Source organism: Polynucleobacter sp. UK-Kesae-W10 (genome assembly GCF_018881575.1).
Classification (GTDB): Bacteria; Pseudomonadota; Gammaproteobacteria; order Burkholderiales; family Burkholderiaceae; genus Polynucleobacter.
In genome coordinates, this window is sequence record NZ_JACVQB010000006.1 from 193,491 (window position 1) to 220,030 (window position 26,540).

31 protein-coding genes are annotated in these 26,540 nt (G+C 47.4%); 12 read left to right on the forward strand and 19 right to left on the reverse strand.

From position 1 onward, the window contains the following. Positions 1–8: 8 nt before the first annotated feature. Together ICN24_RS09985 and ICN24_RS09990 are read left to right on the forward strand one after the other, a co-directional pair. Entirely contained in the window at positions 9–212 is a 204-nt protein-coding gene (locus ICN24_RS09985; RefSeq protein WP_216223559.1) for a hypothetical protein, read from the forward strand. Beyond that, positions 209–469, forward strand: coding sequence for a hypothetical protein (locus ICN24_RS09990; RefSeq protein WP_216223568.1), 261 nt, complete (start codon positions 209–211; stop codon positions 467–469). Before ICN24_RS09985 ends, ICN24_RS09990 begins: the two co-directional genes overlap by 4 nt. Here the strand turns inward: ICN24_RS09990 and fnr are convergent. Further along, positions 466–1,236, reverse strand: a complete 771-nt coding sequence (fnr, locus tag ICN24_RS09995) for a fumarate/nitrate reduction transcriptional regulator Fnr (RefSeq protein WP_216223569.1) — start codon at positions 1,234–1,236, stop codon at positions 466–468. The genes ICN24_RS09990 and fnr overlap by 4 nt on opposite strands. Before the next feature lie 74 nt (positions 1,237–1,310). Between fnr and ICN24_RS10000 the strand changes: the two genes are divergently transcribed. Beyond that, positions 1,311–2,030 (forward strand): sulfite exporter TauE/SafE family protein, encoded by a 720-nt coding sequence (locus ICN24_RS10000; RefSeq protein ID WP_216223571.1) that lies wholly within the window; start codon positions 1,311–1,313, stop codon positions 2,028–2,030. Positions 2,031–2,037: 7 nt separating this feature from the next. Here ICN24_RS10000 and ICN24_RS10005 read toward each other — a convergent pair whose 3' ends face one another. Continuing rightward, complete coding sequence (locus ICN24_RS10005) at positions 2,038–3,666, reverse strand: SulP family inorganic anion transporter (protein WP_216223573.1); 1,629 nt, start codon at positions 3,664–3,666, stop codon at positions 2,038–2,040. 6 nt (positions 3,667–3,672) lie between these two features. After that, entirely contained in the window at positions 3,673–4,074 is a 402-nt protein-coding gene (locus ICN24_RS10010; RefSeq protein ID WP_216223575.1) for a DUF2177 family protein, read from the reverse strand. An 87-nt stretch (positions 4,075–4,161) separates the two neighbouring features. On the opposite strand from ICN24_RS10010, the gene ICN24_RS10015 reads away from it, so the two are divergent. After that, positions 4,162–4,599: a universal stress protein gene (locus ICN24_RS10015; RefSeq protein ID WP_216223577.1), complete on the forward strand. Its 438-nt coding sequence runs from the start codon at positions 4,162–4,164 to the stop codon at positions 4,597–4,599. Positions 4,600–4,674: 75 nt separating this feature from the next. Here ICN24_RS10015 and ICN24_RS10020 read toward each other — a convergent pair whose 3' ends face one another. Both ICN24_RS10020 and ICN24_RS10025 read right to left on the reverse strand, forming a co-directional pair. Beyond that, positions 4,675–6,135 carry a M23 family metallopeptidase gene (locus ICN24_RS10020; RefSeq protein ID WP_216859944.1) on the reverse strand — a complete coding sequence of 487 codons (1,461 nt, stop codon included), beginning with the start codon at positions 6,133–6,135 and terminating at the stop codon, positions 4,675–4,677. 41 nt (positions 6,136–6,176) lie between these two features. Then, positions 6,177–7,109, reverse strand: coding sequence for a 3-hydroxyacyl-CoA dehydrogenase family protein (locus ICN24_RS10025; RefSeq protein ID WP_216223579.1), 933 nt, complete (start codon positions 7,107–7,109; stop codon positions 6,177–6,179). A 105-nt stretch (positions 7,110–7,214) separates the two neighbouring features. Here ICN24_RS10025 and ICN24_RS10030 point away from each other — a divergent pair, with 105 nt between their 5' ends. Continuing rightward, complete coding sequence (locus tag ICN24_RS10030; RefSeq protein WP_216223581.1) at positions 7,215–8,348, forward strand: mandelate racemase/muconate lactonizing enzyme family protein; 1,134 nt, start codon at positions 7,215–7,217, stop codon at positions 8,346–8,348. Positions 8,349–8,409: 61 nt separating this feature from the next. On the opposite strand, the gene ICN24_RS10035 is transcribed toward ICN24_RS10030, so the two are convergent. From ICN24_RS10035 to ICN24_RS10050, 4 genes are all read right to left on the reverse strand, one after another. Beyond that, the gene (locus tag ICN24_RS10035; protein WP_216223583.1) at positions 8,410–10,422 is read right to left on the reverse strand and encodes a TRAP transporter fused permease subunit; all 2,013 of its coding nucleotides are present in this window, start codon (positions 10,420–10,422) and stop codon (positions 8,410–8,412) included. A 90-nt stretch (positions 10,423–10,512) separates the two neighbouring features. Next, the gene (locus tag ICN24_RS10040; protein WP_216223585.1) at positions 10,513–11,463 is read right to left on the reverse strand and encodes a TAXI family TRAP transporter solute-binding subunit; all 951 of its coding nucleotides are present in this window, start codon (positions 11,461–11,463) and stop codon (positions 10,513–10,515) included. A gap of 35 nt (positions 11,464–11,498) precedes the next feature. Next, entirely contained in the window at positions 11,499–12,425 is a 927-nt protein-coding gene (locus ICN24_RS10045) for a dihydrodipicolinate synthase family protein (protein WP_216223588.1), read from the reverse strand. Between the two features lie 12 nt (positions 12,426–12,437). Further along, positions 12,438–13,367: a 2-hydroxyacid dehydrogenase gene (locus tag ICN24_RS10050; RefSeq protein WP_216223589.1), complete on the reverse strand. Its 930-nt coding sequence runs from the start codon at positions 13,365–13,367 to the stop codon at positions 12,438–12,440. Positions 13,368–13,453: 86 nt separating this feature from the next. Here ICN24_RS10050 and ICN24_RS10055 point away from each other — a divergent pair, with 86 nt between their 5' ends. After that, the gene (locus ICN24_RS10055; RefSeq protein ID WP_216223591.1) at positions 13,454–14,407 is read left to right on the forward strand and encodes a 3-hydroxyacyl-CoA dehydrogenase family protein; all 954 of its coding nucleotides are present in this window, start codon (positions 13,454–13,456) and stop codon (positions 14,405–14,407) included. A gap of 5 nt (positions 14,408–14,412) precedes the next feature. Here the strand turns inward: ICN24_RS10055 and ICN24_RS10060 are convergent, their stop codons facing one another. Then, the gene (locus tag ICN24_RS10060; RefSeq protein ID WP_216223593.1) at positions 14,413–15,618 is read right to left on the reverse strand and encodes an MFS transporter; all 1,206 of its coding nucleotides are present in this window, start codon (positions 15,616–15,618) and stop codon (positions 14,413–14,415) included. 42 nt (positions 15,619–15,660) lie between these two features. On the opposite strand from ICN24_RS10060, the gene ICN24_RS10065 reads away from it, so the two are divergent. After that, positions 15,661–16,341, forward strand: a complete 681-nt coding sequence (locus tag ICN24_RS10065) for a cytochrome b/b6 domain-containing protein (protein ID WP_216223595.1) — start codon at positions 15,661–15,663, stop codon at positions 16,339–16,341. Positions 16,342–16,343: 2 nt separating this feature from the next. Here ICN24_RS10065 and ICN24_RS10070 read toward each other — a convergent pair whose 3' ends face one another. Both ICN24_RS10070 and ICN24_RS10075 read right to left on the reverse strand, forming a co-directional pair. Continuing rightward, entirely contained in the window at positions 16,344–16,790 is a 447-nt protein-coding gene (locus ICN24_RS10070) for a cytochrome c (protein WP_216223597.1), read from the reverse strand. 71 nt (positions 16,791–16,861) lie between these two features. Then, on the reverse strand, positions 16,862–17,524 hold the full coding sequence (locus ICN24_RS10075) for a site-2 protease family protein (protein WP_216223611.1): 663 nt from the start codon (positions 17,522–17,524) through the stop codon (positions 16,862–16,864). A 28-nt stretch (positions 17,525–17,552) separates the two neighbouring features. Between ICN24_RS10075 and ICN24_RS10080 the strand changes: the two genes are divergently transcribed. From ICN24_RS10080 to crcB, 4 genes are read left to right on the forward strand one after another with little or no spacing between them, the layout of a single operon-like run. Then, entirely contained in the window at positions 17,553–17,720 is a 168-nt protein-coding gene (locus ICN24_RS10080) for a hypothetical protein (protein WP_216223612.1), read from the forward strand. A gap of 43 nt (positions 17,721–17,763) precedes the next feature. Further along, the gene (locus ICN24_RS10085) at positions 17,764–17,901 is read left to right on the forward strand and encodes a hypothetical protein (RefSeq protein ID WP_216223615.1); all 138 of its coding nucleotides are present in this window, start codon (positions 17,764–17,766) and stop codon (positions 17,899–17,901) included. Positions 17,902–17,910: 9 nt separating this feature from the next. Further along, positions 17,911–18,690, forward strand: coding sequence for a 4,5-DOPA dioxygenase extradiol (gene ygiD, locus ICN24_RS10090; RefSeq protein WP_216223616.1), 780 nt, complete (start codon positions 17,911–17,913; stop codon positions 18,688–18,690). Positions 18,691–18,699: 9 nt separating this feature from the next. Then, on the forward strand, positions 18,700–19,077 hold the full coding sequence (gene crcB, locus ICN24_RS10095) for a fluoride efflux transporter CrcB (protein ID WP_216223618.1): 378 nt from the start codon (positions 18,700–18,702) through the stop codon (positions 19,075–19,077). Positions 19,078–19,120: 43 nt separating this feature from the next. On the opposite strand, the gene ICN24_RS10100 is transcribed toward crcB, so the two are convergent. The 7 genes from ICN24_RS10100 to ICN24_RS10130 all read right to left on the reverse strand — a co-directional run bounded on the left by ICN24_RS10100 (position 19,121) and on the right by ICN24_RS10130 (position 25,448). Next, positions 19,121–20,104, reverse strand: a complete 984-nt coding sequence (locus ICN24_RS10100) for a tripartite tricarboxylate transporter substrate binding protein (RefSeq protein ID WP_216223619.1) — start codon at positions 20,102–20,104, stop codon at positions 19,121–19,123. An 18-nt stretch (positions 20,105–20,122) separates the two neighbouring features. Further along, positions 20,123–20,647, reverse strand: coding sequence for a chromate transporter (locus tag ICN24_RS10105; protein WP_216223622.1), 525 nt, complete (start codon positions 20,645–20,647; stop codon positions 20,123–20,125). Beyond that, positions 20,644–21,183, reverse strand: coding sequence for a chromate transporter (locus tag ICN24_RS10110; RefSeq protein WP_255532647.1), 540 nt, complete (start codon positions 21,181–21,183; stop codon positions 20,644–20,646). The genes ICN24_RS10105 and ICN24_RS10110 overlap by 4 nt, the downstream gene beginning before the upstream one ends. 1 nt (position 21,184) lies before the next feature. After that, positions 21,185–22,162, reverse strand: a complete 978-nt coding sequence (locus ICN24_RS10115; protein ID WP_216223625.1) for a D-2-hydroxyacid dehydrogenase family protein — start codon at positions 22,160–22,162, stop codon at positions 21,185–21,187. A gap of 21 nt (positions 22,163–22,183) precedes the next feature. Then, a complete protein-coding gene (locus ICN24_RS10120; RefSeq protein WP_216223627.1) occupies positions 22,184–23,557 on the reverse strand; it encodes an MmgE/PrpD family protein in 1,374 nt (457 codons plus the stop codon). A gap of 41 nt (positions 23,558–23,598) precedes the next feature. Next, entirely contained in the window at positions 23,599–24,594 is a 996-nt protein-coding gene (locus tag ICN24_RS10125) for a tripartite tricarboxylate transporter substrate binding protein (RefSeq protein ID WP_216223629.1), read from the reverse strand. 83 nt (positions 24,595–24,677) lie between these two features. Then, positions 24,678–25,448, reverse strand: a complete 771-nt coding sequence (locus ICN24_RS10130) for a sulfurtransferase (RefSeq protein WP_216223630.1) — start codon at positions 25,446–25,448, stop codon at positions 24,678–24,680. 88 nt (positions 25,449–25,536) lie between these two features. Between ICN24_RS10130 and ICN24_RS10135 the strand changes: the two genes are divergently transcribed. Next, a complete protein-coding gene (locus tag ICN24_RS10135) occupies positions 25,537–26,532 on the forward strand; it encodes a tripartite tricarboxylate transporter substrate binding protein (protein WP_216223631.1) in 996 nt (331 codons plus the stop codon). Positions 26,533–26,540 lie beyond the last annotated feature (8 nt).

The following is a 26,540-nucleotide window of genomic DNA, read 5'->3' on the forward strand; positions in this document are numbered from 1 at the left end:
GTATGCATATGACCGAACAACAGATTAACAAACCCTGGTGGAAACAGTTATGGCCTTGGCTATTAATTAGCGGGCCAGCAATTGCTATGATTGGCTGCGCAGTTACGATTTGGTTGGCTGTCAATCTGTACGCAGATAAGCCCCTGCGCGATGGTGTTGTAAAGCAGGGTTTGAAAGTAGAGCAAATTAAAGAGACGCAGGCGAGCAAATGAAATATCGCCTCTTAATTTGGATCTTATGGCCTTCTTTTTTAGTGGCTGGTATGGCTGAAGGTCTGCTCTTTACGGTCATTCATCCACAGGACCTGTTATTTTTTGGATATCACCCGGATGTCTCCGACGAGGGTATTTACACCATTGGTTTTTTTATTATTTGGACTTTTTGCGCCGTATCGAGCGCATTGACTGCGTATATCCTGCCGGGAATCGAATCACCTGACAGCAAAGAGATTGACCGCGGCCTACTCTAAACCTGTTTTACTGGAATATCGCTACTCACGCAGGCCGTTCTATCTGGATTGGGGATGCTGGCTAACTCGTATAGACCATTCATGTCAATGAGTTTGATGTGACGCTGTTTAATTTGAATCAGGCCAGATTCTGCAAAGCGCGACAACATACGGCTTACAGTCTCAATCTGAATCCCTAGATAGCTACCAATCTCAACACGACTCATGCGCAAATCAAATTCATTATTGAGATAGCCGCGTGCTGCCAAACGTTGCGAGAGGCTGAGCAAAAACGCCGCTAGTCTTTCTTCGGCGCGCATTGTGCCTAAAGAGAGAAGGTGGCGCTGATCTTGAGTCAATTCACGACTCATAATTTTGTGGAACTGATTTTGTAGTACTGGAATTTCCCGTGCCAAATCTTCAAAGGCATCATAGCGAATGATGCAAACTTCACTTTCTTCCAGTGCGATAGCATCGGATTGATAGTGGCCATCGCCAATACCATCTAATCCTAAGATTTCTCCAGGCAGATGGAAGCCGATCACTTGCTGACGGCCATCTTGCAAACAGTATTCTGTTTTGAGTGTGCCAAAGCGTACGCTATAGACCGAGCTCAGGGGATCGCCATGGCGGTATAGGCTCTCACCCTTTTGAAGATGAACCCGCTCTTTGACGAGCGAATCGATTTTGGATACGTCGCTAGGATTCAGGCCGACTGGCAGACAAAATTGCCCTAGTACGCAAACGGAGCATTTGCTGGTCGGGGTATCGGTTGGTTTGTAATTCATATTGGGTTAATTATGCAGACAGTTTATTCTACTAGGGTGAAGGCAGATTTCTACCCCCTTATATGGCAAATTGAATGCTGACGACCAGTTTAGTTTTGGCTGTCTTTCTGGGTGCCCTAGTAAGCGGCTGGCACTGCGCCTTGATGTGCGGAGGTATCGCTGCAGCCATTGAGCGTCCGGCAGTCTCTGCGGCCCCTTTACGTTCTAAATCAGAGCTTTTTTACCTGCAGCTGGTCATGCATATGGGCAGGGTCACAACTTACGTCTTGCTCGGGGCTTTGGCAGCCTGGGTAGGGGTAGCCGTTTGGCAGCAAAGCCTTGTCCCTATACAAAGATCCTTATTTGTTTTGACTTCGATCATGCTGCTTTGGATGGGCTGGCGTTTGTTGCGCTTGGGTAAGTCTGAAGGTAGTTTTGGTGGCAGATGGTTGAGTACCCAGATAGCCGCTTATTGGGCCAAATATCTGGGGCGTTTTGCCAGTGGGCCATCTCGTTGGTTTAGCGGCATGCTTTGGGGTTTGGTGCCTTGTGGTTTGGTCTACAGTGTTTTGCCATTAGCATTTCTATCCGGGGATGTGTTTACGGGTGCAATGCTGATGTTAGCTTTTGGTTTAGGAACCTTGCCAAATCTATTGTTGATCTCTAAATTTTCTGCCGCTCTAACGCAGTTTGGGCAATACAAATGGGTGCGCTATTGTGCAGCGCTGCTTTTATTAATTGCAGGCACGGTCGGTTTATATCGTGCCTGGGTGCTACCCCAAGCTTTACTGCAAGGCGGATTTTGCATTTCTTAAAAGGGGATTAAGAGTGCGTTGTGGCTGTGATGCCTGATATCAAATCAGGATAGAAGCATTCAGAAGGTATTGTTTGCAGAAAACCACTACGTTCGGCCATTTCCCGGGGTTGATGATCAAGCCCACAAATAATGAGTTTGACGTTCCGAATCTTGCAAAGATGAGCAAGCTCTGTAATCGTTTCCATGCCAGAGGTATCAATATAAATCACATTCTTTAAATCGATTAATAAAGTTTGTGATGGTAGGTTCTCCTCAATTTTTTCCAAGAGCTTTACAGCACCAAAGAAGATGGCTCCATGGATGCGGTAGGCATCGATACGGCCTTGTTGATGCTCAAGCTGGGGATAGTGTTCGACATCAGCAATCTCACACCGAGAGAGGCTAGAAATCCGATAAATAAAGGTAATAAAGGCGAGCAACAGACCCACTTGAACGGCAACAGTGAGATCTAAGATGACGGTTAATAAGAAAACGCTGATGATGGTTAGTTTGTAAGGCAGTCTAAATTGCTTGAGGTCCACAAACTTTTTCCACTCACCCATATTCCAGGCGACGTACATCAAAATAGCGGCTAAGCTTGCCAGTGGAATATCTTTTGCTAGTGGCGCAGCAAAGAGCACTACTATCAATAGCGTGAGGGCATGCACAATGCCGGCAAGGGGAGTGTTGCCGCCACTTTCAATATTGGTAACAGTACGTGCAATCGTGCCAGTCGCTGGCATGCCGCCAAAAAATGGACTGACCAAATTGGCAACCCCTTGCGCCATGAGCTCTTGATTAGAGTCATGGCGATCATGGATTAAGCCATCTGCAATCCGTGCGCAAAGCAATGACTCAATTGCTCCCAGCAGGGCTAAAGTTAAAGCCGGGGTAATCATGAACTGGGCCGTTCCCCAGCTGATAGGGATCCATTCAAAATGGGGGAGGCTAGAAGGAATTCCACCGAATCGGGTACCAATAGTATCAACGGGAAGATCTAATAATCCATTTAGTGCTGTTGCAGCAACCATCGCTACGACAGTGCCAGGCAGATGACTCAGCCAGCCAAGATGTTTTTGAAATATCTTCCAAAGAATAATTAACGCCAAGCTCGCAGAGGCCAATCCGAGGGCTGCAGGATTTACAGTATTTGCAGCCGCATAGAGCGCTTGGATTGATTGAAAAAATTGGGCTGGCATTTTCTCAATTTGTAAACCAAAAAATTCTTTCACTTGCGATAGTCCGATTAAGACGGCGATGCCATTTGTAAAACCAATAATGACCGCAATCGGAATGAAGCGCACTAGCGTGCCCAGTCTAAATAGCCCCATGACAAAGAGGATGACACCAGACATTGCGGTTGCTAGCAATAAATTCGGAACACCATAGCGCTCAACTATTCCGTAGACGATGACAATGAATGCGCCTGCGGGCCCACCGATTTGTACTCGACTTCCGCCTAACAGGGAGATTAGTCCGCCGGCAATAATGGCAGTAAAGATACCGGCCTCAGGCTTGAGGCCACTGGCAATCGCAAATGCCATTGCCAAAGGAAGCGCCACTACTCCGACCGTCAGGCCAGCAAGAATATCTTTGGTAAAGAGGCTGCGGTTATAGCCTTGGAAAGCGTCGAGGATCTTTGGGTGAAAGAACATGCTTGCTTAAGAGAGTCGGCTGCCTACCCAATAGGTGAAGACTGCAGTAGAGGCGGTAACGAAAGAGCCCCATGCAATATCGATCAAGGCAAGACGCATGGGAAAGTTGCGAATCACTGCAAGATTAGTGAGATCGTAAGTCATGTAACAGAACAGACCAAAGAGGGCTCCATACACTAGGGCATCCATCCAAGATTGTTTGGTCAGGGCGGGAATGACAACAAAGATGCAAGCGCCAAGTGCGTAAAGAAGATAAAAGGCTAGTCCTGCAAGCAATTTTGGCTCACCAGCCATGAGCTCACCCATTTCCTCGCGATAGAGGTTTTTGGCAAGCCCTAGAAGCCATACTAAATCTACCGCGATTAGGGTAAATAGAAACGATAGGTAGACGCCAAAATACTTGAGCAATTCAGTTTCCCCTTGAGCTTTTATAGATCAATAATAAGTATTATGATGGAAAGAGTGGATGTGTAGTTCAATTTAAAAGGGGTTGATATGTTTAAGCATTTATTAGTGCCGGTGGATGGCTCCGATGTGAGCAAAAAATCCTTAAAAAAGGTGGCTGAGCTTGCTAAGGCTGATGGTGCTGCGGTGACTTTGGTCTATGTTTCCGACCCGCTTCCTCCTTTGGTGTATTCCGATAGCACGATGGGCTACGGCATTTCTGCAAAAGAGCACAAAACTGTCTGTGATGCCTACGCCAAAGATGTCTTTAAGAAGGCTGCTACTGCCTTAGGTGCCAGCGTCAAAGCCAAGTCTTTGCATATTTCCAATAGCAATCTATCCGAAGGTATTTTGGATGGCGCTAAAAAAGCAAAAGCCGATGTCATTGTGATGGCTTCACATAAGCGTACAGGCATCAAAGGAATTTTATTGGGTAGCGAAACGCACGAGGTGATTGTGCACTCTAAGTTACCTGTTTTAGTGCTCTAACTTCGTATTGAGGCATCATGAAAAAAGGGTCCTTGAGACCCTTTTTTATTGCTTCTTCATTGCCCGAAAACCAGATTACTTGCTTGGTGGGCTGCCTAAGAGCAAAACTTCGCGCGTTAGTTGTCCACTCTCGTTATCGCGCATCGACCATAAATCCAATTGTGTTTTTGAGCCATAAGGATCTACGTAAATACCATCTTTTCTGAGTTCAAAATGCAGGTGGGGTCCAGTTGATCTGCCGGTGGTTCCAACGAAACCAATCTCGAGGCCTCGGCGCACTTCATTGCCTAATTCAAGTTCGGTGTTGTAGTTACTTAAATGTGCGTAGTAGGTGTGATAGTTGCCAGGATGTTCTAAGACAATCAGATTGCCAAAAGCACCACTAAAGCCCATGTGTACTACTTTGCCATTGGCGACGCTGAAGATAGGGGTCCCGATGGGGGCCGCATAGTCAATACCCATATGGGCGCGATATCTTTGTTTTGTCGGTGCGGCTTGCGCTACAGGCGCATTTGCTTTGGAGCGCTTGGCTGAGCCGGCGCGGACCATACCCACACCACGTGAGATACGTCTATAACTCAAGGGGTTAGTCCAAAAGGAGCGCTCTAAGGGTTCGCCATTGCCTGTGAAGAATGCCCCCGGAATGTCATTACGCTCGACCCAGAATGCGCTAGCAAACACCTCTTTATTGGAGGGATCAATAATTTCTACTGCCCAAATTTGTGCCCATCGTTCGCGATCACCAAAGTCCACAATTAAGCGCACGATGCTATTGGTATTCTCCAGAGAATTATTATCTTCAGGATAAATTTGTTTGATGATGGAGTTGAGTTCCCAAACAAGTTCAACAGGTAGCTTATCGCCTAGCTTGCGTTGATCGTATAAAACTTCTTTTAGTGGTACTCGTATTTCAGTCAGATTCTTCGATTCATTTCTCAAGAAGTCTTGTTGCACCAAAAAGCCGCCGAATGCTGAAGGGGTGAATGTCCATACTTCAGTTCTGCTGTCCTGAATAGGACCATTCATAATGCTTAAAGAATCAAAGCGGTTACGGGTTGTGAATGCCACTGCATATGGAATGCAGTCACCGCGCATATTGTTGAAAAAGCCTTTGGTCTGACTTTTGAAAAATTCAGAGAAAGCCTTGTTGTCTATGCCAACACTGGCAGGTAAGTTGTCTTCATTAAAGTTGCGACGCAAACACCCTTGAGTAACCCGGTAGTCTAAATTAGCATCGCTATCGAGGGTGAGCTCATTGGGATCTTTTTTCTGGAATAAGGAGGGATTCAAGCTCATGCTATTGGACTTTGACCCTGCGCCAGCAGACTTATCTTTAAATCCTACTTGTCGGGTGTTCTGGACAAAGACTTTTTTACGTGCTGGATTGGATTTCTGGGTCTGGCTAGATTGCGCCTGGGCAATTGAACTCATTTCAGGAGCTAAGCCCAGGAGCGCGCAGCCAAACAGAGTGATGATCCCTTTAAGCAATAGGGATTGATAAGTTGCTTTTGTATTCACCTCGTAATTATCTAACAAGGCGAGTCTCTCCGCCGATATTCATGTTGTAGTGCAGCAAATTAAAGGGTCTCGTCATCTGGTGCGACTTTAAGAACGTCAAATGCAGCTTTGAGGCGCGTTTCGTAATGACGCTTTAAGGTGGCCGCTGCTTGTGGCGACCATTCTTTAAATCCCGCTCCTTTGGCGATGCCAGTTTTGCCACTTTTTACTAGATTGGTGACGCATGCAGGGGGCGCGGTGATGTTCGAAAGGGAGGGGTATATCAATTCAGCGGCCAAGGTCATTCCCTCCCAGCCTGAAATTTCTTTTTGAGTCATCGGCCCCACAGCCGCATAGCGAAAACCAAAGCTATAGCGCACTGCAGTATCAATATCGTCCGGTGTGGCAACCCCATCCTCAACGAGCGAGAGTGCTTCGCGCATCAATGCATGCTGAATGCGATTGGCCAAAAAGCCTGGAATATCTTTTTTGACTAAGACGGGTTTTTTGCCATGTGTGCGATAGAACTCGCAGAGTTTTTGAGCTAAATCTAAGTCTGAATGTTTGCCAGCTACAACCTCTACCAAAGGAACGATATGGGCTGGCATGAAGTAGTGGGTATTAAACATACGCGCTGCGGATGGCAGGTATTGCGCAATATCGCTTATCGGAAAGCCCGAGCTATTGCTACCAATCGGAATATGGGAGGGCACACGCTGATCAAGATCGGCAAAAAGCGCTTGCTTTAAATCGAGGCGTTCAGAAATCGTCTCAATAACCAGATCGGTGTTCTCCCAGTGATTCCAGTCTTGGAGGCTTCCCGTCAGTAGCTTGCCCCCACGCTCAGGCCATTGCGGGTGAATCGACTCCGCACATTCTTCAATAGCCTGGATGAGACCCTGCGCCTTAATTGGGTCACGCCCCAAAAGGATGGTCTGCGCTCCCGCAGCCAAAAAGTCTGCTGCAATACCAATACCCATAACCCCGGTACCAATAACCACCACTTTGCTCATCGTGTGCCTATCTAGAAGGAATGCAATAGCTTGATTATTCCCTATTCACGTTCATGTCACAAAATTCGATTCTAGATACAATTATTTTTTAAATAAGGAGTTGAGATGCCGATTATTGAATCCGTACAGGTTGCCTCAGTAGCTGTTCCTTTGGATAAGGTCACGTCTTTTTCAACCCGAACCGTATCTGAGCGGCACTACTGTTTAGTGAAGGTACGCGGCAAAGATGGTAACGAGGGCGTCGGATTCTGTTACGTTGGTAGCGCTGGTGGCGATATTGCCAAGATTGCCGTTGAGCAGTTACTGGCCCCCAAGTTGCTTGGTCAAAACAGCCATCGCAGCGAAGGCCTATGGATGGAGATGTATGGTGAATCCATTTTGCAGGGGCGTACCGGCGCAGTCATGCGCGGCATTTCTATTTTGGATACCGCCCTCTGGGATTTAAATGCTCGTGCAGCTGGTTTGCCGCTCCACCATTATTTGGGTGCGGTAGTAGATGACCGTGTTCCAGCCTATGCCAGCGGCGGTTACTACCTTGAGGGTAAGACTCCTGCTAAATTAGGCAAGGAGATGGAGTCTTATGTACAGCAAGGATTTAAAGCGGTCAAAATGAAGGTTGGGCGTCTCTCGCCTGCTGAAGAAGAGGCGCGCGTCAAAGCAGCTCGTAAGGCGATTGGCGATGACATTCTCTTAACCTTAGATGCTAATAACGCCTGGCGAGATTTACCTACTGCGCTGGAATACGTCAGACGCTTTGAGGCTTACAACCCCTATTGGATAGAAGAGCCATTTTCTCCGGATGCAATCGATTTGCATGCAGCCTTAGCACGTCAAACCAAGATCAATGTTGCTACTGGAGAGATGGAGGCTGGTCGCTGGCGTTTTAGAGAATTAATTGACGCAGGCGGCGCTGCCATTTTGCAATCAGACGCGGCAGTGTGTGGTGGTATTACAGAATGGCGTCGTATCTCGGCCTATGCAGACGCTAAAGGGATTACCGTTTGCCCCCATTGGATGCATGATTTACATGCCCCTTTAGTTGCTGCTACACCCAATGCGCGTTTTGTTGAATTCTTCTTGGATGATCAGGTGCTCAATTTCCGGAGATTGATTAATAAGCAATTGACGTTTAAGAATGGCGATTTAATCTTGCACCAAACACCAGGACTCGGGTTTGAGTTCGATGAAGCTGCTATCAAGCTGTATGCCGGTAAAGCAGCTTGGACCAAGATTGCATAAGCTAAAAATAATGAAGCCCGCATCTGCGGGCTTCATTATTGATGGTGACTAGATCTTGAGATTAGGAAGATCTTGGATTGAGTTTGAAATGGGTAATGGTTTGAGTTATCAATACCAAACCAAAACCCACAAAGCCCACTAAATCCGCCTCGGTTGAGGGGTAAGCTAAAGCGACTCCAGAGATCACCATAATGACACGCTCAAACACTTTGGTCTTCTCAATAAACCAGCCCTGTAAACCACCTGCTAAACAAATAATTCCTACGACAGCAGTAAAGGAGACCCAAGCGATTTGCATCCAATCCGCCTTTTCAAGCGCATCGGTTGACCCCATTAACAGCAAGCTCACACCAGATTGGTCGAGCACAAACATAAATGGCACCAGAATTGCTGGAGCAACATATTTCCAAGTTTGTAAGGTTGTTTTATAAGGATTACCTTTGCAAATAGCAGCTGCGGCAAAAGGTGACAGTGCGGTTGGTGGGGAGACCTCAGATAGAACGGCGTAATAGAAGATAAACATATGAGCTGCAAATGCCGGCACACCTAAATTAATGAGGGCAGGTGCAGCGATCACTGCGCAAATAATGTAAGAGGCAGTTACTGGAACGGCAAGTCCAACTACCCAAACAACCAACGCTGTAAAAATGGTAGTTAAGAGTAATGAGCCGCCAGCGTACTGAATCACAATTGAGCTAAATTTCAGGCCCAAACCGGTGAGGGTGACAGTTCCCACAATTAAGCCAGCGCCAGCACAGGTAGCGGCAATCGCCAATACCCCAGTGGATCCTGAGGCTAGTGCCTTTGTGAGGTTGGAGTTGTATAAACCGGAAAGAATAGGCTCCTTGCCTTTGAACCAAGCCCAGGGAATGATGGCGGTATCTTCTCGCAACATGCTGGAGAAGGCAGAGACTACGGTTGCCCAAAAGACCGACATCACTGGAGAGAAGCCCATCAACATGAACACCACAATGGAGATGAGCGAGAAGAAATGAAACCAGTATTTCTTGGTCAGCTGCCATGCGCTCTCAGCAGATTCAAAATGAATGTTTTTCATGCCGTACTTGCGTACGTCAATTTCTACCATCACAAATAAGCCGAGGTAAAAGAGAATCGTTGGAATGGTTGCCATAAGCAACACATCTAAGTAAGAGATCTTGAGGAAATCCGCAATCAAAAAGGCGGCGGCACCCAGTACTGGTGGAGAAATGATGGCGCCTAGACCACCCGCTGCTAATAGGCCACCAGCAGCATTCTTCTCATATCCCACCTTATCGAGCATCGGTGCAGCCACCGAGCCAACGGTTACCGTAGTAGCAACACCAGAACCAGAAGGGCCCCCAAGCAAGAAGGATGACATCACAATAGTTCTACCTACCCCAGAAGATTTGCCTCCCATGGCGGCAAAAGAGAAGTCAATAAAGAACTTTCCTGCGCCAGTAAATTGCAAGAAGGCGCCAAAGATGGTGAATAGAATGATGAGCGTAGCGGAGACGTCAACAGCCGTGCCATAGATGCCTTCTAAGGTCATGTACATGTAGCCAACGAGACGATCCAAGTCGTATCCTTTGTGGGTCCAGGGCGCTGGCAAATAGTTGCCAAAGAGTGCGTACAGCAAAAATAGCACGGTCACGGTTACCAAAATCATGCCGTTCGTTCTTCTAACGCTTTCGAGAATGAGTAGGATTAATGCAATGCCCACCATGACATCGGTTGAGTTGGGGGCGGTATTGCGATCCATGAAATCATCACCACCACTTAAGATGTAATAGGCAATCGCAACCGAGGCAAGCGCGAATACGATGTCCCAGGGCATCAGGCGATTTTTAAAGCAGGTAGCAATCGGGAAACTCAGGAAGACTAAAAATAAGACTAGAGCAACGTGGATGACTCTTAATTCTTGGGTGGGGACAATTGAATAAGCAGCATAGAGGTGAAAGAGGGACATGCCCACTGCCACTAAAGTGATGAACTTGGCTAACAATCCCTTGTAGTCATTAGAGTCACCCTCTTCTTGTTTGATGAAGGCATCTAGTTTTTCTTGGGTCTCGTTGTCAATGACGTTTTGATTCATGTCTCCGCCTATTTGCTAATTTATATTTATTTTTTGAACTGCATTAATGCAAAAGGGGTGAGATTCACTCACCCCCATCTATAACTTAAGTTAGTTTACTTTAACGTTTTTCTCTTTAAAGTATTTCAGTGCTCCAGGATGGAAATCAACTGGTGTTGATTTCTGTTTCTGGTTTTCCAGACTGATGCTCATAAATTCTTGGTGGGTGCGCACCAACTCTAGCTTGTTATCGAAGATGGCTTTCGTAATCTTATAGGCCTGATCATCGGGCATATTGGCGTTCACCACCAAGATGTTGGCAACGGCCGCTACTTTATTGTCTTTAGCCATACCGCTGTAGGTTGCCTTTGGAATATTGGCTACAAAATAAAGATTGCCATATTTCTTATTCATGGCAGCAACTTCTTCGCTGGTGTCGATCATCACAATCTTCGTTCCAGGAGTATTTGCTAAGTCAGTTACCGCTGCTGTTGGCAACCCGCCTACCCAAAAGAAGGCATCGATCTTGCGATCTTTAATGGCGTTGACAGATTCTGCAACGCTTAGGCGCTCACGTTTGACATCCTTATCTTTATCAATACCAGCTGCCTCCAGCAAGCGGAAGGCCATCACTTCAGTTGCACTTCCGGGGGCGCCAGTGCTAATACGCTTGCCTTTGAGATCCTTCATGGATTTGATGCCAGTCGAATCTACGGTAACAACGTGCATGAGGTTGGGGTAGAGCACTACCAGGGTTCGCAGATCTACTTTTTTGCCGGTAAATTTACCTTCGCCTACTTGGGCATCTTTGGCAGCATCTGCCATCGAGAAGCCAACATATGGCTTGCCTGTACCGATGAGATTTAGATTATCGACTGAGCCCCCAGTAACCTCTGCAGTAGCCGACATGCCGGGAACTTTGCTTGAAAGTACAGAGGCTAAGCCGCCACCCATTGGATAGTAGACGCCGCCAGTACCGCCGGTGGCAATCGAAATATTTTGCGCCTGCGCGCTGGCCCACAAAAAGCTGAGAGATAGCACAACGACTTTAAGTAATTTCATGAAAGTCTCCTATTGAATTTTTTAATATGGATGCATTAAAGACCAGGCATGCTGAAATGAATCGCCTTAAGTTCGCTTAGTAGCTGCGCTTGTTGCTCGGCGCTTAACTGCATGAGTGGTGGGCGAACTCTGAGCCATTCTGGGTCATTGCTATAGTGGGCCACAGCGGTTTTCATACCGGCAATCATTTGGTATTTAGAAAATACGCCGCGTACTTGATCAAGGCTTGCTTGGCGCTCGTCAGCGTTGGACTCTCTCCAATGCGCTGCTAAATCTGCAATCGCTTTTGGATTGATATTTGCAGTAGCGGAGATACAGCCAACCCCACCAGCACGCAGAGCGCGCATCAGGAATACTTCACTGCCAGCATAGACGCGGAAGCCTGCGGGAGCTAATAGTTTGATGACTGACTCCGTGTAAGCCCAGTCGCCAGAGCTATCTTTCATGCCAACCACAGTCTTTGGATATTCTTTTGCAAGACGTTCTAGCAGTGAAAGGCTTAAGTTAATTTTGGTAACAGGCGGAATGTTATAGATATAAATTTGTAGTGCAGCACTACCTACTTTTTGAATCACCTCAGAGAAGTAGGCAAATAGTCCATCGTCACTCACATCTTTGTAATAAAAAGGCGGCAACATCAGCACGCCAGCACATTTGTGATTGACTGCATGGCGAGTCATATTCACAGTTGCATCAATAGAGGTGGCGCCTGTGCCCGGCATCATATGTTCGGGATTGAGGCCACCTTCGATCAGCGTAGTTAAGGTGCTCATCTTTTGTGGGGCAGACATGGAGTTTGCTTCAGAGTTGGTGCCGAAAATAGCCTGGCCAACACCATTCGCTTCTAACCATTGACATTGCTTGAGCAATTTTTGGGCATCAGGACTGCCATCCGCCTTAAAGGGTGTTATTACCGGTGATAACACTGCTGGCAAGGTGGAAGGATGCAAAGAAATGGTCATGCTGACTCCGTTTTAATAATGAACTTCTGAAAGAAGTGGTTGTTGTGTAAAGAAAGCTTCTAAATTATCTACAGCTAAATTGGTCATGGCTATCCGTGTTTCCGAGGTAGCGCTACCAATGTGCGGTGTTAATAAAACATTTTCAAGGCTAAGGAAGGCGGGATTTGGATTGGGTTCATTATTGAACACATCTAATGCAGCACCCGCAATTTTCTTTTGTTGCAGTGCATATATAAGCGCTTCTTCATTGACTACACTACCGCGCGCGATATTGATCAGATAACCCTTGCTGCCCAGCGCCTCTAATGCAGCGGCATCGATCAGGTTATCGGTTTCGGGACTGGCAGGGCAGGCCAAAAATAGCACATCGCAAGCCGAAGCTAAATCACGAACGTCTTGATAGTAGGTATAAGGCACCTGCTTCGGGTTTGGGCCCGAATAGGCAATTTTTACCTTAAAGGGTTCAAGGCGCTTGGCCAAATCTTGTCCAATGCGACCCATGCCGGCGATACCGACCGTTTTACCGGCCAAGGTCGTGGTCAGTGGGAAGGGCGCTTTAGACCAAGCAGTACTTGTAACGTAGGTTTGAGACTCCGGAATCTTTCGCATCAAGCTGAGCATCATCCCAATGGCCAACTCACAAACGGCATCGTTAAGGACCCCCGGGGTATTAGTTGCCTTGATGCCATGGTCTTTCAAGTAACTCAGCGGAAGATTGTCGTAACCCACCCCACAGGTAGATACCAGGCGAATGCTGGGAATTTGTTTCACCAGAGCCTCTGGTAGTTTGGTATTTGAGCGAATCAAGATCGCTTCAAATTTTCCAGCGGGGGGAGGGCTTGAGACATCCAAATGACGAGTTGGACTAAAGCGGCGATTAATTTCCGCTTGCATAATCTCAGGGAAAAGGCCGACCTGCAGCACCGAATTGACGGGGATCATGTCTCTCTATGTTTTTTATTGAAATAATGCTTCCATTGTATGAGGATTTTTAGAAAAAAGTCCTCCCTTTATCAGGAGAATGTCTGATGTTATTTACCCCAGCTGAAACCAAGGTAGTCGTTGTTGGAGGCGGCACGATGGGTGCTGATGTCGCGGCGGTTTGTGCGCGTGGTGGATGTGCGGTTCAGGTGGTCGAGCCGACTACTGAACGTCGTGCCTTATTACCGGATTATTTTGTCAACACGATGACTGAGTTGGGTTACGAAAACCGCATTCACTTACTCTCCGTAGCGGGGTCTCTAGAAGAGGTGGATTGGTCGGATATCGATCTGGTGATTGAATGCGTACCAGAGCGTTTAGATATTAAGCGTGAGCTGTTTGCGAAGTTGGAGCAGTATGCAAAACCAGAAGCGGTGTTGGCCAGTAATAGCACTAGCTTTCCAATTAGTGAAATTGCCAATGGCTTGAAAACGGCCGCGCGAATGATTGGCTTACACTTTTTTATGCCAGCACATTTAGTGCCCTGTGTTGAAGTGGTATATGGCGCTAAAACTTCCCCGATGGTTGGTGATAGCCTCTCTCGTTTAATGACTGCCTGCGGCATGGTTCCAGTGACAGTGAAAAAGGATTTGCCAGGATTTTTGGCTAATCGCTTACAACATGCTCTGTCGCGCGAGGCTTTTGCCATGGTAGATGCAGGTATCTGTACGCCCGAAGACGTTGATAAAGCAGTGCGTTTTGGTTTTGGCTTTCGCTATATTGCTGCCGGCCCTGCAATGCAACGGGATCACGCCGGTCTAGATGTACACGCTGCTGGCGGGACAACGATCTATCCTTCCTTGAATAATTCACCAACGATTGCGAAATGTTTAAGTGAGCGGGTTGCCAGTGGAAAATTTGGCATGAAAACAGGTGAAGGATTTTTTCCGTGGACTGCAGAGACCATTAAGGCTGAGCGTGAGCGTTATCAAGAGGCGCTGAGAGAGGGTTTAAAGATTATTCAAAAAGACTTGCCTAAAATTCAGACGGGGAACGACTAGCCTTTTTAGGAAATATCTTTGAGATGAAGTTTTCTCAAGTGGGGCGCGAGACGATTGGTAATGAGTACGATTGCAATGGTGGCTGCACCACCAAAAATAATCGATGGCACTAAGCCAATTAAGCTAGCCGCAATACCGGACTCAAGGGCGCCCAACTCATTTGAGGACCCAATAAAAATACCGTTGATGGCGCTAATGCGTCCGCGCATATGATCAGGCGTGGTGAGCTGCATAATGCTGCCGCGAATCACTACCGAGACCGAGTCGCAGCATCCAGAGATAAATAAGAAGCATGCGCAAACCCATAGATTGCTTGATAAGCCAAAAGCAATAATGGCAAGGCCAAAACCTGCCACAGAAATGAGTAAGTGTTTCCCAGAATCTTTAAGTAGCGGACGCCTTGCCAGGTAGATGCCGGTAATGACTGCGCCAGCTGCGGGGGCGGCTCTGAGAATGCCCAGAGCTTCAGGACCAGCATCTAAAATTTCTTTTACAAAGGCCGGCAGGATTGAAACTGCGCCGCCAAACAATACTGCGAACATGTCTAAAGCCATAATGCTCAAGATGAGTTCATGCTTGCGTACGTAATGAAAGCCCTCTAAAAAACTCTTAAAGAAATGACCAGAGAGCTGACTGATTTTTTCTGTTGGAGCATGAATAAAAGTAATGCCGTATAAACCAAGGGCGCCACAGCAGGCTGCCGCAAAATAAGTCCACTCCAGACCTGCAAAGCCAATCATGAGTCCACCAAGGCCAGGGCCTGCTACTACGCATATCTGAAATGCGGAAGAGGCATAGGCTGTGTAGCGTGGCAACTCGTCCCTGGGAATGATTTGACCAAAGATGGCCGTGTAAGAGGGGCGCAATAGGGCGCGACCTGCTCCAATGCAGGCGATCGCCGTATAAATGAGTGGTACTGGAGGACTTAACCAATGCAATGCGATTGCAGTAAGAAAAAGCGCCACCGCAATATGAATCACGCAGGCAATTGCAGCAATCAGTTTTCTGGAGTAATGATCAACAGCGTGACCAGCATAAAGCGCAAGCAAGAAGTAAGGGATAAGCTCGGCTAAGCCCACTAAGCCTAACGAAACCACACTATTAGTGATTTCGTAAAGATGCCAACCGACAGCGACCATCGTGATTTGATAGCTCAGGGTTGCGCCAATACGATAGAGCAGTAGGGTTCTAAAGGCTTTGCTTGTACTCATGTTTTACTAAGTTTAAGGGAGTTTCTGCTTTATCCTTAAGGTATGAAGAAAATCATTCGCGTTTGGGATTTACCGATTCGCCTGTTTCACTGGCTCCTCGTACTTTGCATTATTGGCAGCCTCATTAGCGTCAATATCGGCGGTAATGCAATTGAATGGCATGCTTTTTTTGGCTACAGCATCCTCACCCTCTTAATTTTTAGAACTATCTGGGGCTTCGTGGGCTCAACCCATGCCCGTTTTTCCACATTCATTCCTACGCGTGCAGACATCCTCCATTATTTACAGGGAAGCGCTCCCCGTTTTCTGGGACATAACCCTATTGGGGCCCTTTCGGTGTTTGCCTTGTTATTTGTTTTATGCGTTCAAGTAATAACCGGTTTATTTGTGGATGATGAGATTGCGTTTTCCGGTCCGCTGGCCAAGTTTGCTTCAGAATCCGTAGTTTCATTTCTCTCGGAAATACATGAAGGCAATCAAGTGGTGATTTACACCCTCATCACGATTCACATTGCAGCGATTTGGTATTACAAGAAATTTAAGGGCGAGAATTTAATCACGCCAATGATTACGGGTGACAAAGAAATTGACCCAAGCAAAGAGGCAGAGTATTTGCCTTCTGACTTGGGTCGCTCCTCCAAGGATGGAGGCTTACAGCGGGCTTTGGCGCTATTGCTCTTGAGTCTGATAGCCTTGGCCGTAGGTTACTTGATTACGCGGTAGTTTTATTTCTTTCTGAAGTCGTCGTGACAGCCTTTGCAGCTTTGTCCTGCTGCGCCAAAAGTCTTTTTAATATTTTCAAGATCGCCCGATTGAGCAGCCTTATTCAGATCAGCGACTGCTAACTGCATTTTATCGGCAGCTGCTTTAAATTTCGCATTGTCAGACCATATCTCTGGTTTTGCTTTACCGCCTTCAGTACCAGGGCCAAATGCTTGCCAAGGCAAAGTAGACATCATGCTGACGATAGCAGCATTCTTGGCAACTTCATCTTTGTTGTAAGGTACATCCCCTTTGACCACTGCACCAATTCTGGCGAAGTGCGTACCCATGACGGTAAAGACGCTCTCACGATAGTCAACTGCTTTTTCAGCATTCTGAAATTGGGCAAAGGCACTTCCGCTCACCATGAGCAATGCTGCTGCACTTAAAACTACTTTTTGAAGTTTCATGAAGGCTCTCCATTCATTGGGGTAGGACGGCTTCAGATTAGGATAGCCCAGAATGCTGATTTTTGCTGCCTTTAAAAAATCATGCGCAGCGGACTGGTCAATAAAAGGATGAGCCATTCAAAGAAGCTCATGAGGGGCGCCATCCAAAGGTTGCCAATGATGCCTGTGAAAACTAGGCCTAGAACAATAAAAAAGCCCCATGGCTCAAGTCTGCCTAAGGCAATGGACTGGCGAACAGGCAATAAACCGGCAAGAATACGACCACCATCTAATGGGGGTAGGGGGAAGAGATTAAAAACCAGCAGACCCAAATTCCAGGAGATACCAGCTTGCGACATGGCGATCAAGAATTTTTCATCAATTCCAAGTCCCACGAGTAGGATGAGGAAGATTAGCCAGACTAAAGCTTGGATAAAGTTCGAGCCAGGTCCAGCTAGCGCTACCCAGATAGAGTCAATTCTGGGGTTGCGAAGGCGCCCAAAGTTCACTGGTACCGGTTTAGCGTAGCCCACTAAAAAGGGGGAGCCAGTCAAGAGGAGGGCCAGAGGGATGAGAACCGTTCCAACAGGGTCAATGTGTTTAGCGGGGTTGAGGCTGACTCGGCCCAGCATATAGGCTGTATTGTCGCCAAAATGACGTGCTGCAAAGCCGTGAGCGGCCTCATGGATAGTGATGGCAAAAATGAGGGGAATCGCATTAATGGCGACGGCTTGGATAGAATAGTCAGTAATCATGGCAATATGATATCCATAGGAGCTCAAAGTGACTGACGAAAAGAAACCCGATTCAAAAACCCCAGCAAAGCCAGTAGCGGCTAAACCCCCAGCACGTCCGCCGGTACCCAAGGGTCCATCTGGCCCCGCAGGTAGGCCTCAGGCAGGCTTTGGCGGCGGAAAAGGCATGATGCGCAAGGCTGGCCGCGGTCGATAGTGGATAATTACTGCATTATTAATGTGTTTATAGAGGATTTAGCATGAACGAATGGCACAACGAATCTAAAGGCGAAGTTAACAAAAAGATCATTACTTTGATCGTGATGTTGGCTGCTGCAACTAGCTTGGCAATTTTGTTTGCATTGGTAGCTGCTCATACTGGTTACGTATTCGGTTAATCCGTATTCATGACTAGCCATCGCCAACCTGCTGTATTCGCTGGCCATGGCAGTCCGATGTATGCCATCGAGCCCAACCGTTACACGCAAGCTTGGGCCTCTTTAGGTAAGTCACTCAAAAGACCAGACGCAATTTTGGTCATCTCGGCGCACTGGGTAACTCGCGGCACTTGGGTTACAGCCATGATCAAACCAAAAACCATTCATGATTTTGGTGGGTTTCCTCAAGCGCTATTCGATATTCAATATCCTGCGCCGGGAAGTCCGGCACTAGCCGATCGCGTTCAAGAATTATTGAGCGTTTCGGTTGTGCTTGAAGAAAATGAATGGGGCATTGACCATGGCGCATGGTCCATTCTTAAGTATCTTTACCCGAACGCAGATATCCCAGTAGTGCAGTTGAGTCTGGATGGCTCAATGACGGCGCGTGAGCACTATGAGCTGGCCAAGCAGCTACGGCCTTTGCGCGATGAGAATATTTTGATTCTAGCCAGTGGTAATGTCGTCCATAACTTGCGGACTATTCATTGGCAAGTCGGTGCACAGCCTTATCCTTGGGCGACAGAATTTAATGAATTCTTTGTTTCACAGATGCGCGCTAATCAACATGATCCATTGATTGATTGGGAGAGCTTTGGTGAGTCTGCGCATCTATCCATTCCAACAGCAGAACATTATTGGCCTGCTTTATATGCTTTGGCGCTCCAGCACGATGGCGAGCAAGCACAGGCTTTTGTTGATGGAATCGAGATGAGTTCTATCAGTATGTTGGGCTTTTTAATTCAATAAGAACAAATTATGTGGCTCTCTATTCTTGCAATCTTCTTTGGCGCTGGATTTGGAGCGTTATTACGAGCTGCCTTTAATTTCTTAACAGTAGGCTCTGCTTCCATCATTCCATTGGGGACACTGCTTTCCAATATGGTCGGTGGTTACCTCATTGGTATTGCCATTGCTTTTTTTGGTAACAATCCCAATCTATCGCCTGAGTGGAAGCTCTTGGTGGTCACTGGCTTTCTAGGTGGCTTAACCACCTTCTCCAGCTTTTCTGCAGAGGTAGTCACTTTTATGCAGCGCGGAGAATTTACTTGGGCTCTTGGTACGGCATTGCTGCATCTTGTGGGCTCCTTAGCATTGACCTTCTTGGGTATTCTCACGTATCAAACGTTGAAATAAAAAAAGGGGGCTGATAGCCCCCCGATGGAATTGATCAAGCGGTTTACTCGGGCTTGATATTCGCTGTTTTAACCACAGCACTCCATTTGCTTGATTCAGATTTGATGAGTGCTGCAAAATCAGCGGGAGTGCCCCCGCCAATTTCATTGCCTTGCGAGAGCATGAGTTCGCGAAGCTGGGGATCTTTGAGTGCCTCATTGGCCGCAGCATTTAACTTATCAATAATGGCTTTTGGCGTACCTTTAGGAGCAATCAGACCTTGCCAATTCAATACCTCTACCTTGGGGTAGCCCGCTTCAGCAAAGGTAGGAATATTCGGTAACAGTGGAGAGCGTTTTTTGCTCGTAATGGCAATCGGGCGTAGCTTATCCGCTTTAATGCTGGGCATGGCTGAGTACATTTGATCAAACATCATGGTGACATTGCCTGCCATCAGGTCTGTTAGGCCGGCAGATCCACTTTTATAAGGAACATGAATCATATCGATGCCAGCGCTTTGCTTAAATAGCTCTGCAGAAAGTTGATGACTACCGCCGATACCGCCGGAGGAGAATGTCAGAACGCCTGGTTTAGCTTTTGCGGCTGTAACAATGTCGGCTACCGTTTTATAAGGTGAGTTTGGGTTCACCACTAAAACTAAGGGCCCTTTTTCAATCAAGACGATGGGCGTGATGTCGGTTTCAGGGTCATAACGTAGATTGCCAAAAAGCGTTTTGTTAACGGCCATTGGCGCAAAATTACCCATACCAATGGTGTAACCATCGGGCGCGGCGCGCGAGATAAATTCCGTACCAATATTGCCGCCAGCACCGGGCTTATTATCCACAATGATGGGTTGCTTCAGAATGACACTCATCTTCTGCGCAATCTGACGACTACGAGAATCGGCGCCACCACCGGCGCCGTAAGGCACGATGAAGTTAATGGGCTTGCTAGGATAGTTAGCTTGCGCAGAGGCGTTTGCTGAGGCTAGGCTCGCAATGGCAGCGAGGGAGAGAAAAATCATTTTGAAGGGTGAGTTGCTCATCATCGTTTAAAGCCCTCTTTAAATAAAACCCAAAATCCCAAGTGCGGCACCGATAGCAATCAGATAGATCGGATGCCAGCGTGTAAAGAAAGTAATCGCAATTGTGCTGGCAGTCAATAGATAGGCGGCCATGCTGTTATTGATTTGCAGCGAGATTTGCCAGGCAGCAGATAGAACCAAGCCTACCGCTAACGCGCCTGCTGCAAACTGAATGGCCTGTTGTTTTTCCTTGTCTTGCATACCCAAAATCGATTTTTGCAAGAAATAAATCATGATCGAAGAAGGCCAAGAAATAGCGAAGGTAGCAATTACCGCCCCGAGGACTCCACCAACATTCCAGCCAATTAATGTGACCGTCATCAGATTGGGGCCCGGTGCTGCCTGGGCGATCGCAAAATAATCTGAGAAGGTTTGTGCATTAATCCAATGCTCTTGATTTACGGATAAATCGTAGAGTACCGGTAGCAAAGCGTTAATACCGCCAAACGCCAATAAGGAGAAGGCAGAGAATTTGAGAAACAGACTAATCAGTGAACTAATCATCGCTTAGTCTTTTTCCATGCCAAAAATATGGCCAAAGGAGAGGCAATTAAAACTACCCAGCCTAGACCCAGATGAAAATACGTGGCTGCCAATATCACCATGGCAATTACAGTAAGCATCGGTGGATATTTAAGCTCGGTACGCAACATTTTGAAGCCGGTACTGGCAATCAAACCAACCCCAACGGCTGAGACGCCTTTGAGCATGCCTTGTACAACCGGCATATAGCTATAGTGTTCGTAGAGAACGGCTAATACGAGAAGTAGAGCTACTGGTCCCAGCATCAGCCCTAGTACTGCTGCAATAGCACCAGGTACTCCTGCAAAACGGCTGCCAACACAAACACCCAGGTTGACGATATTAGGGCCCGGAACAATCTGGCAGATGCCCAACATCGCACTGAACTCCTCCGCAGTAAGCCATTTCTCTTGCTCAACAATCGTGCGGCGCGCCCACGGCAATACTCCGCCAAAGCCGGACATGCCAATCTTGCTAAACCCGATAAAGAGCTCGCGTGGAGTCAGTGTTTTTTTCAAGCTATTGCGGTTTAAATGGGTGAGGGGCTGGCTTATGATCTAGCCAGGCTTCTAAAGTCTCGGTAATGCCTTTAGCAAACGTTTCAAATATTGGCTCAGCAATAAAACCTAAGTGTGGCGTTACCAACAAATTGGGCGTGTTTCGTAAAGAATCTTTTTCTGGCAATGGCTCAATATCAAAAACATCAACTGCGGCTTGACCTGGTCTGCCTGTAGCCAAAGCTGCTTGCAGATCTGTCATGTTGATCAGTGCGGCGCGTGAGGTGTTAACCAAAATTGCATCAGGGCGCATCAAGGCTAATTGATCTTTACTGATTAAGCCTTTGGTTCCAGGGCCGGCTACTAAGTGCATCGAAACGATTTTTGACGTAGAGAGTAATTCCTCAAGACTGACGGACTTAGCGTTTTCAGCGGCCGCACGCTCTGGGGTCATGCGTGGACTCCAGGTTACGACTTCCATACCAAATGCTGCACCTACTCGTGCTACACGACTACCAATGGCGCCTAAACCCATGATGCCCAGGCGCTCACCAGAGAGCATGGGAAGGACAGAGAGTTCATCGCGCCAACCGCCATTTGCAATGAGTTTGTTCTCTTCAATCAAGCGCTTAGAAGCGCCTAATATCAATGCCCAAGTCAATTCAGCGGTAGTTTCTTTAGAGGGGCCACCTGGAGAGCAGGCAATCGGAATATTGCGAGCCACCAATGCTGCTGCGTCTAAGGTGCCATTACGCTCACCTGTAAACATCAAAAATTTCAGTTTAGGCAATCTGGCAATCATCGCGGCATTAAATGGCGAGCGATCTCGAACAATGGCAATCGCATCAGCATCCTTCACAGCTTCATAGAGCGCTTCATCGCGCAGTGGTTCATGGTGGATTGTGAGGTTTGCTTGCGCCTCTAATTTTTTCCAATCAGAAAAACGACGCAGAGCGCGCTCATAATCTCCCAGCACAACAATATTTGGTAACGCAGTCATGAATGAATACTCTCTATCAATTTAGTCGGGGGTGCAAAGGCTCAGAATCTGTTTGAGGTCAGATGCTTGGCCCAATTTCCAGAGTGCTGCAATTAATTGACGAGTTTTTTCTTTGCCAATCACTGGTTCAGCCAAGCTAGTAAATTTCTGTTCCAGGTTTGCATCACTCATAGGGTTTTCAACAGAACCAATAGCGTTCTTCACAAAAATATGCACTTCTTTGCCATCCTTCAGGAAGGCTTTGACATCGACTGAAGCTTCACTAATGGAGGTGTCTGTGGTGGCGTTAACTTTGGCGCGTAAGGCGACAACATCAGGGCGGTTAACGATGTCATCCGCATACTCACCTTCACCTGCCTGGCCAAAAATGAGGCCAACAGCACAGCCATGGTAGACGCTAAATTTACCTTCGAGACCATCTTTAGGTGTCTTCTTGCCAGTGAGCTCTAACACTAGTGGATGAACGCGCAACTCAATACGCTCAACCTCTTCGGCCTTCACACCCTGGGCGCGCAATTGTGCACAAGCATCAATCGCTGGGTGAATCACGATTCCACAAGCAAATGGCTTATAGGTATTGAGAGAAATCTCAAAAGATTTTCCAAGCGCGCGATCAATTTCTGACCAGTCGCATTTTGTAGAAACAGTTTGCATATAACCACGTCCTGCTTCCAAGGCTTTGGGACTTGCTGTAAAGCCATGCTTTGCTAGCAATGCAGAGAGTTGTCCAGCACGGGCAGCGCCGCCTGGATGAAATGGTTTAGTCATCGTGCCAAACTGTTCGCGCATGCCTACTGGTTGAGAAGCGGCAATACCCAGGGCCATCGTTGTCTTTTGAAGATCCAATCCCATTAAACGGGAGCAGGCTGCAGCAGAACCCAACATACCGGTAGAGCCGGTAATGTGCCAGCCACGATGGTAGTGGTCTGGGTACATTGCATTGCCCACACGACAAGCGACATCGATGCCCAAGATAAGGGAGTCAATGATTTGACGACCATTGGCGTTAATGTGCTCACCTAAAGCCAGAATGGCTGAAGCAACTGGGCCAGCAGGGTGAATAACAGTCTTGAGGTGCGTGTCATCAAAGTCAAAAGTATGAGAGCTAATACCGTTGATCAATGCAGCGGCACCCATATCGACTTTATCCTTGCGACCCAAAATGCTGGCTTGTGGAGCTGGCTGAAATTCGCGAATTGCAGCCAAAGAAGATTCCACGCTTTCGTGATTTGCAGCGCCAATTGCGCAGCCTAACCAGTTTAAGAATGTGCGATGCGCTTCATGATCCACTTCGGGAGTCCAGCCTTGGCTAGGATGAGCGGTAACAAATTCCGCCAAAATTTTAGTAACGGGCGGTGCGTTCAAATCTGCGGCTGCGGCAATAGCGTGTGACATAGATGTTCCTGTAAATGAGGGAGTTATTTAATAGAGAATATTTATTCGATTTCGATATTGCGATCTTTGGCAACCTTGGCCCAACGTGCAATATCTTCTTTAATGTAGTTGGCAAACTGAGGTGGCGTCATTGGCATTAAAGTCATTGCCTCGCTTGTCATTTTTTCTGAGAAATCATGCGATGCCAAAACCTTATTTAATTCTGTGTTGAGTTTGCTGACAATAGCAGGGGGCAAGTTTGCCGGCCCTACTACGCCATACCATTGCTGGCCATCAAAGCCATTGAAGCCCAATTCTTTAAACGTGGGAATATTCGGCGCAGCGGCACTGCGTTTGGAGCCGGTTACTGCTAAGCCGCGAACGCGATTGGTGCTGATGTAGGGCAGCGCTGCAAATAGCGTTGGAAACATCGCTTGTGTTTGACCTGCTAATAAATCGGTATAAGCCGGACCAACACCGCGATAAGGAACGTGCACCATGAAAATACCAGCAGCAAGTTTTAGTTGCTCCATGCCCAGGTGGGTTAGGGTGCCGGGCCCTGCAGAACCGTAACTCAGTTTGGCTGGATTCTTCTTGGCGTAGTCCACAAACTCTTTAAAGTTTTTAATGGGAAGATCGGGATTAATGATTAAGACGTTCGGTGTTGCGCCAATCATGCCTACGGGCGTGAAATCTTTGATGGCGTCATAAGGCAAACGGCGCACTGCTGGATTGGTGCCATGGGTTCCAACATAGGCAATCATCAAGGTATAACCATCTGGCGCTGCTTTAGCGGTGGCTTGCGAAGCAATTGCACCTCCACCGCCACCCATATTTTCAACAATAACCGGTTGACCAATGGAGCGAGACAGCTTTTCAGCAACTGCACGAGCAATATTGTCTAGACCGCCGCCAGCAGCAACAGGGGCAATGAGTTTGATGGGTTTTGTGGGGTAGTTTGGTGTTTGCGCATGAGCGCCAACACTCAATACGAGTCCCAGCGTGGCCAGCAAAGCAGATAAAAAAATCGGCAAGTGCCGATTCATTGTTTTAGACATGTCTCAGGTCCAGATGATTGTTATTGGTTTAATGTAAAACAGCCCAATAATTCTACTATTGATGACCCGATATGGTGGGCGGCCTAGCCTGTTTTGAGTTTTTTACGGATGGAATGCTCCACGGGGATGGAGTCTAGGTTCGGTTCCAAGGCTTCCCGCTCATCAAACACGAAGCAGCTTCCCTGGTAGTGGGCTGAACCAACCTCCTCAAAGTACTTCAAAATGCCACCTTCGAGCTGGTAGCTATGTTCCATGCCGATTTCTCGCATATAGAGCCCAGACTTCTCGCAGCGAATCCCTCCAGTGCAAAAACTCACCAGGGTTTTACCGGCTAACCCCTCTTTGTGAGCTGAAATGGCCGCCGGAAATTCGGTGAACTTATCGATATTGAAGTGCAGGGCATTTTCAAAGGTGCCGTAGTCCACTTCAAAAGCATTGCGGGTATCGACCATCACTACTGGGCGGCCTAAATCGTCAGTGCCCCGATCTAGCCACTCCTGCAATTTTTTAGGACTGATGAAATTGGCTCGACCCTTCTCCGGCTGAATAGTCGGGTGGTTCATGCGAATAATTTCATTCTTGAGCTTGATCAGCATCTTTTTGAAGGGTTGATCCTCTGACCAACTTTCTTTGGTCTCCAGAGATGAAAAACGAGGGTCTGAGCGCAGCCAGTCCACAAATCCGCGCAATGCTTCCGCTTTTCCAGCAAGAAACAGATTGATGCCCTCGCCAGTGAGCAAAATAGTACCTTTAAGCTCCCGTGCATTGCATTCGTTGAGCATTTTGGCGCGCAACTCTGGCAACCCATCTAGGCTGACAAATAAATACGCGGCAATATTCAAAATCGACTTCATGTTCTCTCTCTTTGGGCTAGCTGGTCATTATCGAGCAAATGGCGCCTGGGGGTGGTAATCTTGAGGCCTCATTCTAAGGAGACAATCCATGCTAGATCTAGTAAAAATGGCCAAAAGAGCCCTCTTGATCGCTTTAATGGCCTTGGGGGCTAGTGGCCTGACCTGGGCACAAACTTCGGGTGCTTGGCCCACCCAAAAACCGATCCGCTTAATTGCGGTATTCCCACCAGGCGGCTCAGTAGATCAAGTGGCCCGTATTTTGGCGCCAGCCCTGCAAGCTGAATTAAAACAAAACGTCATTGTGGAAAACGTTGGTGGCGCTTCCGGGGTGATTGGCACCTCCGCCATGACACGTTCTGATCCTGATGGATATACCTTCGCAGTGGTGTTTGATACCCATGGCGTTAACCCAAGTCTCAAAGATAAGCTTCCGTATGACACGATCAAAGATATTGCACCCGTGATTTTGGTGGGCACTTCACCAATGGTGTTGGTAGCAAGTAAAAAATCTGGCATTACGAGCTTTAAGCAATTGGTCGATTTATCTAAAACCGGTAAGCAATTTAGCTACGGCTCTATTGGCATTGGTAGCCTAGGTCACCTAGCGATGGCTCGCTTGGCAAAACAAGCTGGCTTTGATTGGAACCATATTCCTTACCGTGGCGGCGGCCCTTTAATGCAGGATGTTCTGGGTGGCCAAGTGGAATTAGCAGTTGGCTCGGAATTTTTGGTAAAGCCGCATATTGAGAGTGGTGGTGTGATTCCCTTGGTAATTACTACTGCAAAGAGATCGCCTGCATTACCGAATGTGCCGACGATTTCTGAGAGCGGCTTCCCAGGGTTTAGTGCGCCAGCATGGTGGGCGGTCTTAGCGCCAGGGAAAACTCCTCCAGCCCTAGTGGATGCAATGAATAAAGCCCTCAATAAGGTATTGAAAACACCTGCAGTGGCTGCCAAATTTAAAGCACAGGGTATTGAGATTGTTGGTGGATCCCCCGAGACTTTGCGCGACTTTATTGGTAAGCAAATTGCCATTTGGGGCAAATTCGTGATCGAAAACAACATCAAAGAAACTGGTCAATAGAAAGTATT